Source organism: Roseomonas sp. 18066 (genome assembly GCF_902706185.1).
Taxonomy (GTDB): domain Bacteria; phylum Pseudomonadota; class Alphaproteobacteria; order Acetobacterales; family Acetobacteraceae; genus Pseudoroseomonas.
In genome coordinates, this window is record NZ_CACSJM010000016.1 from 1 (window position 1) to 13,501 (window position 13,501).

Sequence of the window (13,501 nt, forward strand, 5' to 3'; positions counted from 1 at the left end):
AAGCCAGCGAGAAGCGACGACGACGAAAGGTGGCCGGGGCGGGACTCGGCGCCGTCGCCGGGTTGTCCCGGGGCAGCCTCAGCAGAGCCATTTCTCTGTCATATCAATCCCCGAAAAGGTGATTTTCGGTCGTTGACATCAGGGGCGCTGGGCCGTAATTCCCCCTCCACGACGGAAGCGGGTGTAGCTCAGTTGGTTAGAGCGCCGGCCTGTCACGCCGGAGGTCGCGGGTTCGAGCCCCGTCACTCGCGCCAGTCGTATCAGTCAAAAACGCCGCCCTGGATCTTCCAGGGCGGCGTTTTTGTCTTGGCGGCTTTCCATCTTTCAATGTTCTGCAATGGCCTGGGGGCTATGGCGAACCGGGCGCTTGGGGGGTAATGTCCGCCCAGCGTTGCGCTGCGGCATGCCCCGCGGCGTGGCTGGCCGTGTGCTCCCCTGTGCACGGCCTTGTTGGGCCCCGGGCCCGAGGGACGGACGCATCATGACCCAGCCCCTGCTGGCGAACTATTTCCCGATCCTGGTCTTCCTGGCCATCGCCGGCGGCATCGCCATCGCGATGGTGGGCGGCAGCGTGCTGGCGGCCCGGCAGAAGCCTTATGCGGAGAAAGTCTCCGCCTATGAGTGCGGCTTCGAGCCCTTCGACGACACGCGGCGGCGCTTCGATGTGCGATTCTACCTGGTCGCCATCCTGTTCATCATCTTCGACCTCGAGGTCGCCTTCCTGTTTCCCTGGGCCGTCTCGCTCGGGCAGATCGGCTGGCTGGGCTTCCTGTCGATGATGGGGTTCCTCGGCGTGCTCACGGTCGGCTTCATCTATGAATGGCGCAAAGGCGCCCTGGACTGGGAGTGACCGGCGCATGAGCGCGAGCAATCAGCTGGCCTGGAACCAGCAGGCCTTGCCGCCGGGGGCTGAGCAGGACGCGGTCCTCCAGGGCGTCTCCGGCGAGATCGAGGAAAAGGGCTTCGTGGTCGCCAACCTGGACAAGGTGGTGAACTGGGCCCGGACCGGCAGCCTCTGGCCGATGACCTTCGGCCTGGCCTGCTGCGCGGTGCCGATGATCCATGCCTATATGCCGCGATACGATCTCGATCGCTTCGGCGTCATCCCGCGCGGCTCGCCGCGGCAGTCGGATGTGATGATCGTGGCCGGCACGCTGACCAACAAGATGGCCCCGGCGCTGCGCAAGGTCTACGACCAGATGGCCGAGCCGCGCTGGGTCATCTCGATGGGCAGCTGCGCCAATGGCGGCGGCTACTATCACTACAGCTACAGCGTGGTGCGCGGCTGCGACCGCGTCGTGCCGGTCGACGTCTATGTCCCCGGCTGCCCGCCGACGGCCGAGGCGCTGGTCTACGGCATCATGCAGCTGCAGAAGAAGATCCGCCGGACGGGGAGCATCCTCCGTGGCTGAGAACGATATCGCGGCCGCGCCCGCCGAGGCCCCGCCGCCGCCGCCGACCGCTGAACAGGCGCTGCTGGCCGCCGTCGCCGCCTCCCTGCCCGGGGGCGTGCTGCTGGACAGCCAGATCGCCCGCGGCGTCGAGGTCGAGATCCGCATCCGCCGCGAGGCGCTGCACGCGACCCTGATGATGCTGCGCGACGACCCGCGCTTCGCCTTCGAGCTGTGCATCGATGTCTGCGGCGTCGACTGGCCGACCCGGCCCGAGCGCTTCGACGTCGTCTACAACCTGCTGTCGATGGCGCAGAACCAGCGCATCCGGGTGATCGTGGCGACCGACGCGGCGACGCCGGTGGCCACCGTCTGCGACATCTGGCCCTCGGCCACCTGGTTCGAGCGCGAGACCTGGGACATGTATGGCGTGGTCTTCGACGGCCAGCCCGACCTGCGCCGGATCCTGACGGATTACGGCTTCGAGGGGCATCCGCTGCGCAAGGACTTCCCGCTCACCGGCTTCGTCGAGGTCCGCTACGACCCCGAGCGCCAGGCCGTGGTCTATGAGCCGGTGAAGCTGACCCAGGAATTCCGCAATTTCGATTTCCTCTCGCCCTGGGAAGGCATGACGACGCTGCCCGGCGACGAGAAGGTGCATCTCAACCGGATCACCCGCGAATGAGCCTCAGCACCGACGACACCCCGGCCTCGGGCGGCACCCGCACCGTCGAGATCGACAGCCACACCATCAATTTCGGCCCGCAGCATCCGGCGGCGCATGGCGTGCTGCGCCTGATCCTGGAGATGCAGGGCGAGGTGGTGGAGCGTGCCGACCCGCATATCGGCCTGCTGCATCGCGGCACCGAGAAGCTGATCGAGCACAAGACCTACCTGCAGGCGCTGCCGTACTTCGATCGCCTCGACTACGTGGCGCCGATGGCGCAGGAGCATGCCTTCGCCCTGGCCACCGAGCGTCTGCTGGGCATCGAGGCGCCGATCCGCGCGCAGTATATCCGCGTGCTCTTCGCCGAGATCAGCCGCATCCTGAACCACATCCTGAACATCACCACCTATGCGCTGGATGTGGGTGCCACGACGCCGAGCCTCTGGGGCTTCGAGCAGCGCGAGGTGCTGCTGGAATTCTACGAGGCGGTCTCGGGCTCGCATTACCACGCGAACTATGTCCGTCCGGGCGGCGTCGCCAAGGACATGCCGGCGGGGCTCTCCGAGCGCATCAGCGCCTGGGCCGAGCAGTTCCCGACCTTCGTCGACGACATCGAGCGGCTGCTGACCGGCAACCGCATCTTCAAGCAGCGCACCGTCGATATCGGCATCATGTCCGCCGAGGAGGCGATGGCCTGGGGCTTCACCGGCCCCTGCATCCGCGCCTCGGGCTGCGCCTGGGACCTGCGCCGCAGCCAGCCCTACGACATCTATGACCAGCTCGACTTCGAGATCCCGGTCGGCAGCCATGGCGACTGCTTCGAGCGCTACCTGGTCCGCATCGCCGAGATGCGCGAGAGCCTGAAGATCGTGAAGCAGTGCCTGGCGCAGATGCCGGGCGGCCCGATCAAGGTGGCCGACGCCAAGATCGCGCCGCCGCAGCGGGGCGAGATGAAGCGCTCGATGGAAGCGCTGATCCACCACTTCAAGCTGTATTCCGAGGGCTACCACGTGCCCGAGGGGTCGACCTACACGGCCGTCGAGGCGCCGAAGGGCGAGTTCGGCGTCTTCCTGGTCGCCGACGGCACCAACAAACCCTATCGCTGCAAGATCCGCGCGCCTGGCTTCGCGCATCTGCAGGCGATGGAGAAACTGTCCAAGGGCCACATGCTGGCCGACGCCGTGTCCGTCATCGGCAGCCTGGACATCGTCTTCGGAGAGATCGACCGGTGAGCGCCCCGCATTCGCATACTCACGAGGAGCCGGCGAGCTTCGCCTTCGACGCGGATAGCGAGGCGCAGATCGCCAAGATCCTGGCGCGCTATCCCGAGAGCAAGAAGGCCAGCGGCGTCATCCCGCTGCTCTATGTCGCGCAGAAGCAGATGGGCCGGCTGACCGGCAGCGCCTGGACGCCGCGCATCGCCATGGACACCATCGCGGAGCGGCTCGGCATGGCGCCGATCCGTGTCTACGAGGTGGCCACCTTCTACTTCATGTTCAACACCAAGCCGATCGGCCGCTTCCACCTGCAGGTCTGCGGCACGACGCCCTGCTGGCTGCGCGGCTCGGACGAGGTGCTGCGCGCCTGCAAGGATGCCGGCCACCTGAAGGGCTATGGCGACACCAGCGAGGACGGCATCTTCACCATGACCGAGGTGGAATGCTTGGGCGGCTGCGTCAACGCGCCGATCCTGCAGGTGGATGACGACTACTACGAGGACATGGATTACGACAGCACGGTCAAGCTGATCGAGGCGCTGAAGCGCGGCGAGCGGCCGACCCCGGGCAGCGTGACCGGCCGCCAGGGCAGCGCGCCGATCGGCGGGGCCGAGACGGTGCTCGACATTCCCATGGCCGACGTGAAGGAGTGAGACCATGGCGCTGAGCGACAAGGACCGCATCTTCACCAACCTCTACGGCCTGCATCCGTGGAACCTGAAGGACGCGCGGCGGCGCGGCAGCTGGGACGGCACCGCGGCGATCATCGCCAAGGGGCGCGACTGGATCATCGAGGAGATGAAGCAGTCCGGCCTGCGCGGCCGTGGCGGCGCCGGCTTCCCGACCGGCATGAAGTGGTCCTTCATGCCCAAGGCCTCGCCGGACGGCCGCCCCTCCTACCTGGTCGTCAACGGCGACGAGTCGGAGCCGGGCACCTGCAAGGACCGCGACATCATCCGCAACGATCCGCATCTGCTGATCGAGGGCTGCCTCTATGCCGGCGTCGGCATGGGCGCGCATGCGGGCTACATCTATGTCCGCGGCGAATACTACAACGAGATCCAGGTGCTGCAGGCCGCGATCGACGAGGCCTATGATGCGGGCCTCCTCGGCAAGAACGCCGCGGGCTCTGGCTGGGACTTCGACCTCTACGTCCATCGCGGCGCTGGCGCCTATATCTGCGGCGAAGAGACGGCGCTGATCGAGAGCCTCGAGGGCAAGAAGGGGATGCCGCGGCTGAAGCCGCCTTTCCCGGCCGCCGTCGGCCTCTATGGCTGCCCGACGACCGTGAACAACGTCGAGACCATCGCGGTGGTTCCCGCCATCCTGAAGCGCGGCGCGTCCTGGTTCTCGAGCTTCGGCCGCCCCAAGAATGTCGGGACGAAAATCTTCTGCATCCAGGGGCATGTGAACAAGCCCTGCAATGTCGAAGCCGAGATGAGCATCCCGATGCGGGAGCTGATCGACCGCTATGCCGGCGGCGTGCGCGGCGGCTGGGACAACCTGCTGGCCGTCATCCCCGGCGGGTCGTCGACGCCGCTGCTGCCCAAGCATATCTGCGACGACGTGCTGATGGATTTCGACGCGCTGCGCGAGCACAAGTCGGGCCTGGGCACCGCCGGCGTGATCGTCATGGACAAGTCCACCGACATCATCAAGGCGATCGCGCGGCTGGCGCATTTCTACAAGCATGAGAGCTGCGGCCAGTGCACCCCCTGCCGGGAGGGCATGGGCTGGCAGAAGCGCCTGATGGACCGCATGGTCGAGGGCCGCGCCGAGCTCGCCGAGATCGACGTGCTCGAAAGCGTCACGCGGCAGATCGAGGGCCACACCATCTGCGCGCTGGCCGATGGCGGCGTCTGGCCGGTGCAGGGCCTGATCCGGCACTTCCGCCCGCTGATGGAAGAGCGCATCCGGGACTATCACGCCAAGAAACTCGGCGGCCCCCTGCCGCTGGCGGCGGAGTAAGCGACCATGGCGAAGGTCACAGTCGACGGGATCGAGATCGAGGTCCCGAACGGCGCCACCGTGCTGCAGGCCTGCGAGGCCGCCGGCAAGGAAATCCCGCGCTTCTGCTACCATGAGCGGCTGTCGGTCGCCGGCAATTGCCGGATGTGCCTGGTCGAGGTGGAGAAGGCGCCGAAGCCGGTCGCCTCCTGCGCCTATCCGGTCGCCGATGGCATGAAGGTCTTCACGGACAGTGCGATGGTGCGCAACGCGCGTCGCAACGTCATGGAATTCCTGCTGATCAACCATCCGCTGGACTGCCCGATCTGCGACCAGGGCGGCGAATGCGACCTGCAGGACCAGGCGACCGCCTATGGCGGGCAGGGCGGCCGTTACCGCGAGCAGAAGCGCGCGGTGAAGGACAAGTACATGGGTCCGCTGGTCAAGACGATCATGACCCGCTGCATCCAGTGCACCCGCTGCATCCGCTTCGCGACCGAGGTGGCCGGCGTGCCGGAGCTCGGCGCGACGGGCCGCGGCGAGGACATGCAGATCGGCACCTATGTCGAGCGCGCCCTGACCACCGAGCTGTCGGGCAATCTGATCGACATCTGCCCGGTCGGCGCGCTGACCAGCCGGCCCTACGCCTTCGTCTCCCGCCCCTGGGAGCTGGGCAAGACCGACAGCATCGACGTGCTGGACGCGGTGGGCGCGGCGATCCGCATCGACACCCGCGGCCCGGAAGTGCTGCGCATCCTGCCGCGCACCAATGAGGACGTGAACGAGGAGTGGATGGCCGACCGTGGCCGCTTCTCCTTCGACGGCCTGAAGCGCAAGCGGCTGGACCGCCCCTGGATCCGGGTCGACGGCAAGCTGCGCCCGGCGAGCTGGGAAGAGGCCTTCGCCGCCATCGCCGACCGCTTCCAGGGCCTGGCCCCGGCGCGGATCGGCGCCGTCGCCGGCGACCTGGTCGATGCCGAGAGCGCCTTCGCCCTGCGCCAGCTGATGACGGGCCTCGGCTCGGCCAATCTGGACTGCCGGCAGGACGGCGCCGCCATCGATGGCCGCCGCCGCGACCAGTATCTGTTCAACACCGGCATCGCCGGCATCGACGAGGCCGATGCGCTGCTGATCATCGGCAGCAATCCGCGCCAGGAAGCGCCCGTGCTGAACGCGCGCATCCGCAAGCGCTGGGCCTCGGGCGCCATGAAGGTCGGCTTCGTCGGGCCGAAGGGCCTGAACCTGACCTACAAGGCCGAGCATCTGGGCGAGGGGCCTGCCGCGCTGGCCGCGCTGCAGGCCGGCGAAGGCTTCGCCGAGGTGCTGAAGGGCGCCTCGAAGCCGATGATCATCCTGGGCCGCGCGGCGATCGCGCGGGCCGATGGCGCGGCGGTGCTGGCCGCGGCCTGGGCGCTGGCGGAATCGGTCGGCGCCCTGACCCCGGAATGGCACGGCTTCAACCTGCTGCATCTGTTCGGCGGCCAGGTCGGCGCGCTGGATGCCGGCTTCCTGCCGGGTCCGGGCGGGCTCGACCTCGCTGCCATGCTGGGCGGCGGCGTCGACGCGCTGTGGCTGCTGGGCGCCGATGGCTTCGACCCGGCGCTGATCGCGGATGGCACCTTCGTCGTCTACCAGGGCCATCACGGCGACCGCGCGGCCAGCCGCGCCGACGTGATCCTGCCGGGCGCCGCCTATCCCGAGAAGGACGGCACCTACGTCAACACCGAGGGCCGGGTGCAGCGCGGCCGCATGGCGCTGCATGCCCCGGGCGAGGCGCGCGAGGATTGGCGCATCGTCCGTGCCGCCGGCGCCGCGCTGGGCGTGGCGCTGGACTTCGACACGCTGGAGGCGCTGCGGGCGCGGATGGTCGCGGCCAATCCGGTCTTCGGCATGGTCGATGGCCGGGTGGCCGGCGGCTGCCTGGACACCGCCGGCCCTGTCGCCGGCGTGACCCCGATCTCTCACACGGAATTCACCCTGCCGGTGACCGATTACTGGCAGGCCGATGCGATCAGCCGGGCGTCGGAGACGATGGCCGAGTGCAGCCGCATCTATAACGACGCCACGCCCAAGCTGGCGGCGGAGTAAGGGGCCATGGACGCTTTCCTCGCTTCCCCGATCGGCATCCTGGCCATCACCGTGGCCCAGGCCCTGGCGATGCTGGTGCCGCTGCTGATCGGCGTCGCCTACATGACCTATGCCGAGCGCAAGATCATGGCGGCGATGCAGATGCGGAAGGGGCCCAACATGGTCGGCCCCTTCGGCCTGCTGCAGCCCTTCGCCGACGCGCTGAAGATGCTGCTGAAGGAGACGATCATCCCCGCCGGCGCCAGCCGGGCCCTGTTCATCATCGGCCCGATGCTGACCCTGGTGCTGGCGCTGATCGCCTGGGCGGTGATCCCGGTGGCCGATGGCTGGGCGATCGCCGACATCAATGTCGGCGTGCTCTACCTGCTGGCGATCAGCTCGCTCGGCGTCTACGGCATCGTCATCGCCGGCTGGGCGTCGAACTCCAAATACGCCTTCCTGGGCGCGCTGCGCTCGGCGGCGCAGATGGTCTCCTACGAAGTCTCGATGGGCCTGGTCATCGTCACGGTGCTGCTCTGCGTGGGCAGCCTGAACCTGACGGAGATCGTGCGGGCGCAGAGCACGGTGTGGTTCGCCATCCCGCTCTTCCCGATGTTCATCATCTTCTTCATCTCGACCCTGGCGGAGACCAACCGGCCGCCCTTCGACCTGGCGGAAGGTGAGTCGGAGCTCGTCGCGGGCTTCATGGTGGAATATTCCTCCATGACCTACGCGCTGTTCTTCCTCGGCGAATACGCCAACATGTTCCTGATGTCGGCGATGACCACCATCCTCTTCCTGGGGGGCTGGCTGCCGCCGATCGACATGGCGCCCTTCAACTGGGTGCCGGGGCCGATCTGGTTCATCCTGAAGATCTGCGTCTGCCTGTTCACCTTCGTCTGGGTGCGCGCGACCTTCCCCCGCTACCGCTACGACCAGCTGATGCGGCTGGGCTGGAAGATCTTCCTGCCCTTCAGCCTGGGCTGGCTGATCCTGACGGCCTTCGTGCTGAAGATCATGGGCTGGCTGCCGGCATGACCCGCCCCAATCCCCTGTCGGTCGTGACGACGGACCTTGTCCTTCTGGAGAGCGCGGGCTACCCCCGCGCTGCGAGGTGAGAGATGGCAACGCTGGACCGGATGGCGCGCAGCCTGCTGCTGGCCGAGCTGGCCTCGGGCATGGCGCTGACGCTGAAGTATTTCTTCGCGCCGAAAAGCACCATCAACTACCCCTTCGAGAAGACGGCGCTGTCGCCGCGCTTCAAGGGCGAGCATGCGCTGCGCCGCTACGCCAATGGCGAGGAACGCTGCATCGCCTGCAAGCTGTGCGAGGCGGTCTGCCCGGCGCTGGCCATCACCATCGAGGCCGAGCCGCGTGAAGACGGGTCGCGCCGCACCACGCGCTACGACATCGACATGACGAAGTGCATCTATTGCGGCATGTGCGAGGAAGCCTGCCCGGTGGACGCCATCGTCGAAGGGCCGAATTTCGAGTTCGCGACCGAGACCCGGGCGGAGCTGATCTACGACAAGGATCGGCTGCTCTCGAACGGTGACCGGTGGGAGCCGGAAATCGCCCGGCGCCTCGAGCTCGACGCGCCTTACCGCTGAGTTCTGCAGCGGGGATGGGTCCGGTCGTGCCATCCCCGCCGCTTTCCTTCACGGCCCCGTCCTCCTGCCAGGACGGCTTTCTCGGAACGGTGCCATGATGCTGCATCTGCACGCGGGCGGGCTGCGATGATCGCCGCACTCGCCTTCTATGTCTTCGCGGCCATCCTGATCGCCTCCGCGGTCATGGTCGTGACCAGCCGCAACCCCGTGCACAGCGTGCTGTTCCTGATCCTGGCGTTCTTCAACGCCTCGGCGCTGTTCCTGCTCGCGGGGGCGGAATTCCTGGCGATGATCCTGGTCATCGTCTATGTCGGCGCGGTCGCGGTCCTGTTCCTGTTCATCGTCATGATGCTGGACATCGACTTCAGCCGGCTGCGGGAAGGCTTTCAGCGCTACGCGCCGATCGGCGCGGTGATCGGGGCGATCCTGTTCCTCGAGCTGCTCTTCGTCTTCGGCTCCTGGCAGTTCGCGCCGGAGGCCGGCGCGCTGCGCATGAACGCGGCGCCGGAGAACGGGCTGAGCAACACCGCCGCCCTCGGCCAGCTGATCTACACGGACTATATCTTCCTGTTCCAGGTCGCCGGGTTGATCCTGCTGGTCGCCATGATCGGCGCCATCGTGCTGACCTTGCGCGACAAGCCGGCCAACAGCCGGCGCCAGGACATCGGCGTCCAGGTCGCCCGCGGCGAGGCCGTGGTGCTGACCTCGGTGCCGCCGCGCAAGGGCCTGGCCGAGCTCGGCATCGTCCGCCGGCCCGTGCCGGCCCCGCCCAAGCCCAAGGCGATCCATGGCCACGGCCATGGCGACGACGATCACGGGCACGGATCCGACGACAAGCATGGCGGGGGGCATCACTGATGCTGACCATCGGCCTCGGCCACTACCTGACGGTCAGCGCGATCCTGCTCGTGCTCGGCATCTTCGGTATTTTCATGAACCGCAAGAACGTCATCGTCATCCTGATGTCGCTGGAGCTGATCCTGCTCTCGGTGAACCTGAACATGGTGGCCTTCTCCTCGGCCCTGCAGGATCTCACCGGGCAGATCTTCGCCCTCTTCGTGCTGACCGTGGCGGCCGCGGAAGCCGCCATCGGTCTCGCCATCCTTGTCATCTACTTCCGCAACCGCGGCAGCATCGAGGTGGAGGACGTCTCCACCCTGAAGGGTTAGCCCAATGTTCGTCGGTGCTGTCTTCTTCCCGCTGCTGGGTTCGCTGATCGCCGGGCTGTTCGGCCGGCTGATCGGCGACCGCGCGGCCCAGTGGGTGACCGTGCTCTGCATGGCGCTCGCCGCCTTCTGCGGGCTGTCCTCCTTCGCGCAGGTGGCCTGGGGCCATGCCCCCGCCACGGTCGAGATCGTGACCTGGCTGGATGTCGGCGGGCTGCAATTCTCCTGGGCGCTGCGCTACGACACCCTGTCGGTCGTCATGGTCGGCATGGTCACGCTCGCCTCGACCATGATCCATCTCTACAGCGTCGGCTACATGTCGCATGACCCGACGACGCCGCGCTTCTTCAGCTACCTGTCGCTCTTCACCTTCATGATGCTGATGCTGGTGACCGCCGACAACCTGGCCCAGCTGTTCTTCGGCTGGGAGGGCATCGGCCTCGCGAGCTATCTGCTGATCGGCTACTGGTACGAGAAGGAAAGCGCCAACCGGGCGGCGATGAAGGCCTTCATCGTCAACCGCGTCGGCGACCTGTTCTTCATGCTGGGCATGGCGCTGACCTTCTGGACCTTCGGCTCGATCGAGTTCGACACGATCTTCCAGGGCATCGAGGCGGCGCGGCAGGTGACGTTTGCCGGCTATCCGGCGACCGAGGTGATCGCGCTGCTGCTGTTCCTGGGCGCCATGGGCAAGTCGGCGCAGATCGGCCTGCACACCTGGCTGCCGGACGCGATGGAAGGCCCGACCCCGGTCTCCGCGCTGATCCATGCGGCGACGCTGGTCACGGCGGGCGTGTTCCTGATGGCGCGCATGTCGCCGGTCATCGAATACGCGCCGAACGTGCTGGGCTTCATCACCGTGATCGGCGCGACGACGGCGCTCTTCGCCGCCTCGGTCGGCATGGTGCAGAACGACATCAAGCGGGTCATCGCCTATTCGACCTGCTCGCAGCTCGGCTACATGTTCTTCGCGGTCGGCGTCGGCGCCTATCAGGCGGCGGTGTTCCACCTCTTTACCCATGCCTTCTTCAAGGCGCTGCTGTTCCTCTCGGCCGGCTCGGTGATCCACGCCATGTCGGACGAGCAGGACATCCGCAAGATGGGCGGGATCTGGAAGAAGATCCCGGTCACCTACGCGATGTTCTGGATCGGCAGCCTGGCGCTGGCGGGCGTGCCCTTCTTCGCCGGCTACTACTCGAAGGACTTCGTGCTCGAAGCCGCCTTCGCCGGCCATGGCTGGACGGCCAAGTACGCCTTCTTCTGCGGCATGGTCGCGGCCTTCCTGACCGCCTTCTACTCCTGGCGGCTGATCATCATGACCTTCCACGGCACGCCGCGGGCTGACCATCACACGATGGAGCACGTGCATGAGAGCCCGCCGGTCATGCTGATCCCGCTGCTGGTGCTGGCGCTGGGCGCGCTGTTCACCGGCGCCTATTTCCACGAGGACTTCGTCGGCCACCACTGGCAGGCCTTCTGGAACGGCTCGATCGTCAACGCGCCGCACAACCACATCATGCATGACGCGCATGAGGTGCCGGGCTGGGTGCCGCTGGCGCCGACGGTGGCCGGCGTGGTGGGCATCGCCCTGGCCTATCTCTGCTACATGTTCGTCCCCTCCATCCCGGGGAAGGTGGCGGGCGCCGTGCCCGGCCTGTACCGCTTCCTGCTGAACAAGTGGTATTTCGACGAGCTCTATGACCGGATCTTCGTCCAGCCTGTGCGCTGCCTCGCGCAGGTGCTGTGGAAGACCGGCGACGTGAAGATCATCGACGGCATGCCGAACGGCGCTGCCAGGCTGACGGTCCTGGCCTCGGGCCGGGTGGTGCGGCTGCAGTCGGGGCGGGTGGCGAACTACGCCTTCGCGATGATCATCGGGCTCGTCCTCTTCGTCAGCATCTTCCTGTTTGGGGTCGGTCGATGAACGCCGCGGGTTTCCCCCTGCTCTCGCTGCTCACCTTCCTGCCGCTGCTGGGCGCGGGCATCCTGCTCTTCGTCCGTGGCGACGAGCAGGTGGTGGCGGCCAATGCGCGCTGGACGGCGCTGTGGACCAGCCTGATCACCTTCGGCCTGTCGCTGATCCTGTGGTTCCAGTTCGACAAGACGACGGCGGACTTCCAGTTCGTCGAGCGGCTGGACTGGATGCCGGAATTCGGGCTGGGCTATCACATGGGGGTGGACGGCATCTCCGTCCTCTTCGTGCTGCTGGCCACCGCGCTGACGCCGCTCTGCATCCTCTCCTCCTGGGAGGCGATCCAGAGCCGGGTGCGCGAGTATATGATGGCCTTCCTGATCCTCGAGACGATGATGATCGGCATGTTCAGCTCGCTGGACATGGTGATGTTCTACATCTTCTTCGAGGGCGTCCTGATCCCGATGTTCCTGATCATCGGCGTCTGGGGCGGGGCGCGGCGGGTCTATGCTGCCTACAAGCTGTTCCTCTACACGCTGCTCGGCTCGCTGCTGATGCTGCTGGCGCTGCTGGCGCTGTGGTATGCCGCCGGCACCACCTATATCCCGGCGCTGTTCGAGCTGCGCATCGCGCCGCATGTCCAGGTCTGGCTGTTCCTGGCCTTCTTCGCCTCCTTCGCGGTGAAGGTGCCGATGTGGCCGGTGCATACCTGGCTGCCGGACGCGCATGTCGAGGCGCCGACGGCGGGCTCGGTGATCCTGGCCGGCGTGCTGCTGAAGATGGGGGCCTATGGCTTCCTGCGCTTCTCGCTGCCGCTGCTGCCGCAGGCGGTGGAGTGGTTCGCGCCGCTGATCTTCGCGCTCTCCGTCATCGCCGTCGTCTACACCTCGCTGGTGGCGCTGGCGCAGGAGGACATGAAGAAGCTGATCGCCTATTCCTCGGTCGCCCATATGGGCATCGTGACGATCGGCATCTTCACGATGAACCACCAGGGCATCTCGGGCGCCATCTTCCAGATGCTGAGCCACGGCGTGGTCTCGGGCGCGCTGTTCCTCTGCGTGGGCGTCCTCTACGACCGCGTCCATAGCCGCGAGATCCTGCGCTATGGCGGCGTCGCCAAGATCATGCCGGTCTATGCGGCGGTGTTCATGCTGTTCACCATGGGGTCGGTGGCACTCCCCGGCACCGCCGGCTTCCCCGGCGAGTTCCTGGTGATCGTCGGCGCCTGGCATGCCAGCCCCTGGGTGGCGGTCGGTGCCGCGACGGGCATGATCCTGGGTGCCGCCTATATGCTGTGGCTGTATCGCCGGGTGATCTTCTCGAAGATCACGCGGGACGACCTGCGGGTGCTGCTGGACCTCAGCCCGCGGGAGGTGGTGACCTTCGCGCCGCTGATCGTGCTGACGCTGTGGATGGGCCTCTATCCCTCGTCCTTCTTCTCCTTCTTCGAGGTCAGCGTCGCGGCCCTCGTCACGCGGCATGAAGCCGCGATGGCGCTGCCCCGCCTGGCCGGGATGTGACCGG

13 protein-coding genes and 1 tRNA gene are annotated in these 13,501 nt (G+C 67.0%); all 14 read left to right on the plus strand.

Annotated features, from left to right (window positions below; translation table 11 throughout):
• The first annotated feature begins 177 nt into the window (after positions 1-177).
• A tRNA-Asp gene (locus GVN67_RS05165) sits at positions 178-254 on the plus strand.
• A 227-nt stretch (positions 255-481) separates the two neighbouring features.
• Positions 482-850, plus strand: coding sequence for an NADH-quinone oxidoreductase subunit A (locus tag GVN67_RS05170; RefSeq protein ID WP_159993492.1), 369 nt, complete (start codon positions 482-484; stop codon positions 848-850).
• A gap of 7 nt (positions 851-857) precedes the next feature.
• On the plus strand, positions 858-1,412 hold the full coding sequence (locus GVN67_RS05175) for an NADH-quinone oxidoreductase subunit B family protein (RefSeq protein WP_159993494.1): 555 nt from the start codon (positions 858-860) through the stop codon (positions 1,410-1,412).
• On the plus strand, positions 1,405-2,076 hold the full coding sequence (locus GVN67_RS05180) for an NADH-quinone oxidoreductase subunit C (protein WP_408906345.1): 672 nt from the start codon (positions 1,405-1,407) through the stop codon (positions 2,074-2,076). The genes GVN67_RS05175 and GVN67_RS05180 overlap by 8 nt, the downstream gene beginning before the upstream one ends.
• Positions 2,073-3,290 carry an NADH-quinone oxidoreductase subunit D gene (locus GVN67_RS05185; protein ID WP_159993498.1) on the plus strand — a complete coding sequence of 406 codons (1,218 nt, stop codon included), beginning with the start codon at positions 2,073-2,075 and terminating at the stop codon, positions 3,288-3,290. The genes GVN67_RS05180 and GVN67_RS05185 overlap by 4 nt, the downstream gene beginning before the upstream one ends.
• On the plus strand, positions 3,287-3,928 hold the full coding sequence (locus GVN67_RS05190) for an NAD(P)H-dependent oxidoreductase subunit E (RefSeq protein WP_159993500.1): 642 nt from the start codon (positions 3,287-3,289) through the stop codon (positions 3,926-3,928). The genes GVN67_RS05185 and GVN67_RS05190 overlap by 4 nt, the downstream gene beginning before the upstream one ends.
• Positions 3,929-3,932: 4 nt before the next feature.
• Complete coding sequence (nuoF, locus tag GVN67_RS05195; RefSeq protein ID WP_159993502.1) at positions 3,933-5,243, plus strand: NADH-quinone oxidoreductase subunit NuoF; 1,311 nt, start codon at positions 3,933-3,935, stop codon at positions 5,241-5,243.
• Positions 5,244-5,249: 6 nt separating this feature from the next.
• A complete protein-coding gene (gene nuoG / locus GVN67_RS05200; protein WP_159993504.1) occupies positions 5,250-7,310 on the plus strand; it encodes an NADH-quinone oxidoreductase subunit NuoG in 2,061 nt (686 codons plus the stop codon).
• 6 nt (positions 7,311-7,316) lie between these two features.
• The gene (gene nuoH, locus GVN67_RS05205) at positions 7,317-8,327 is read left to right on the plus strand and encodes an NADH-quinone oxidoreductase subunit NuoH (RefSeq protein WP_159993506.1); all 1,011 of its coding nucleotides are present in this window, start codon (positions 7,317-7,319) and stop codon (positions 8,325-8,327) included.
• 83 nt (positions 8,328-8,410) lie between these two features.
• Positions 8,411-8,899 carry an NADH-quinone oxidoreductase subunit NuoI gene (nuoI, locus tag GVN67_RS05210; protein ID WP_159993508.1) on the plus strand — a complete coding sequence of 163 codons (489 nt, stop codon included), beginning with the start codon at positions 8,411-8,413 and terminating at the stop codon, positions 8,897-8,899.
• Between the two features lie 126 nt (positions 8,900-9,025).
• A complete protein-coding gene (locus tag GVN67_RS05215; protein WP_159993510.1) occupies positions 9,026-9,757 on the plus strand; it encodes an NADH-quinone oxidoreductase subunit J in 732 nt (243 codons plus the stop codon).
• Positions 9,757-10,068, plus strand: coding sequence for an NADH-quinone oxidoreductase subunit NuoK (nuoK, locus tag GVN67_RS05220; protein ID WP_200845140.1), 312 nt, complete (start codon positions 9,757-9,759; stop codon positions 10,066-10,068). Before GVN67_RS05215 ends, nuoK begins: the two co-directional genes overlap by 1 nt.
• Before the next feature lie 4 nt (positions 10,069-10,072).
• Positions 10,073-11,989, plus strand: a complete 1,917-nt coding sequence (gene nuoL / locus GVN67_RS05225; protein WP_159993512.1) for an NADH-quinone oxidoreductase subunit L — start codon at positions 10,073-10,075, stop codon at positions 11,987-11,989.
• On the plus strand, positions 11,986-13,497 hold the full coding sequence (locus tag GVN67_RS05230; RefSeq protein WP_159993514.1) for an NADH-quinone oxidoreductase subunit M: 1,512 nt from the start codon (positions 11,986-11,988) through the stop codon (positions 13,495-13,497). The genes nuoL and GVN67_RS05230 overlap by 4 nt, the downstream gene beginning before the upstream one ends.
• Positions 13,498-13,501: the final 4 nt, after the last annotated feature.

Bases quoted from the DNA above. Each gene is read 5' to 3' on its own strand.
- GVN67_RS05170 (WP_159993492.1), top strand. From the start codon at position 482: ATGACCCAGCCCCTGCTGGCGAACTATTTCCCGATCCTGGTCTTCCTG.
- GVN67_RS05175 (WP_159993494.1), top strand. From the start codon at position 858: ATGAGCGCGAGCAATCAGCTGGCCTGGAACCAGCAGGCCTTGCCGCCG.
- GVN67_RS05185 (WP_159993498.1), top strand. From the start codon at position 2,073: ATGAGCCTCAGCACCGACGACACCCCGGCCTCGGGCGGCACCCGCACC.
- nuoF (WP_159993502.1), top strand. From the start codon at position 3,933: ATGGCGCTGAGCGACAAGGACCGCATCTTCACCAACCTCTACGGCCTG.
- nuoG (WP_159993504.1), top strand. From the start codon at position 5,250: ATGGCGAAGGTCACAGTCGACGGGATCGAGATCGAGGTCCCGAACGGC.
- nuoH (WP_159993506.1), top strand. From the start codon at position 7,317: ATGGACGCTTTCCTCGCTTCCCCGATCGGCATCCTGGCCATCACCGTG.
- nuoI (WP_159993508.1), top strand. From the start codon at position 8,411: ATGGCAACGCTGGACCGGATGGCGCGCAGCCTGCTGCTGGCCGAGCTG.
- GVN67_RS05215 (WP_159993510.1), top strand. From the start codon at position 9,026: ATGATCGCCGCACTCGCCTTCTATGTCTTCGCGGCCATCCTGATCGCC.
- nuoK (WP_200845140.1), top strand. From the start codon at position 9,757: ATGCTGACCATCGGCCTCGGCCACTACCTGACGGTCAGCGCGATCCTG.
- nuoL (WP_159993512.1), top strand. From the start codon at position 10,073: ATGTTCGTCGGTGCTGTCTTCTTCCCGCTGCTGGGTTCGCTGATCGCC.
- GVN67_RS05230 (WP_159993514.1), top strand. From the start codon at position 11,986: ATGAACGCCGCGGGTTTCCCCCTGCTCTCGCTGCTCACCTTCCTGCCG.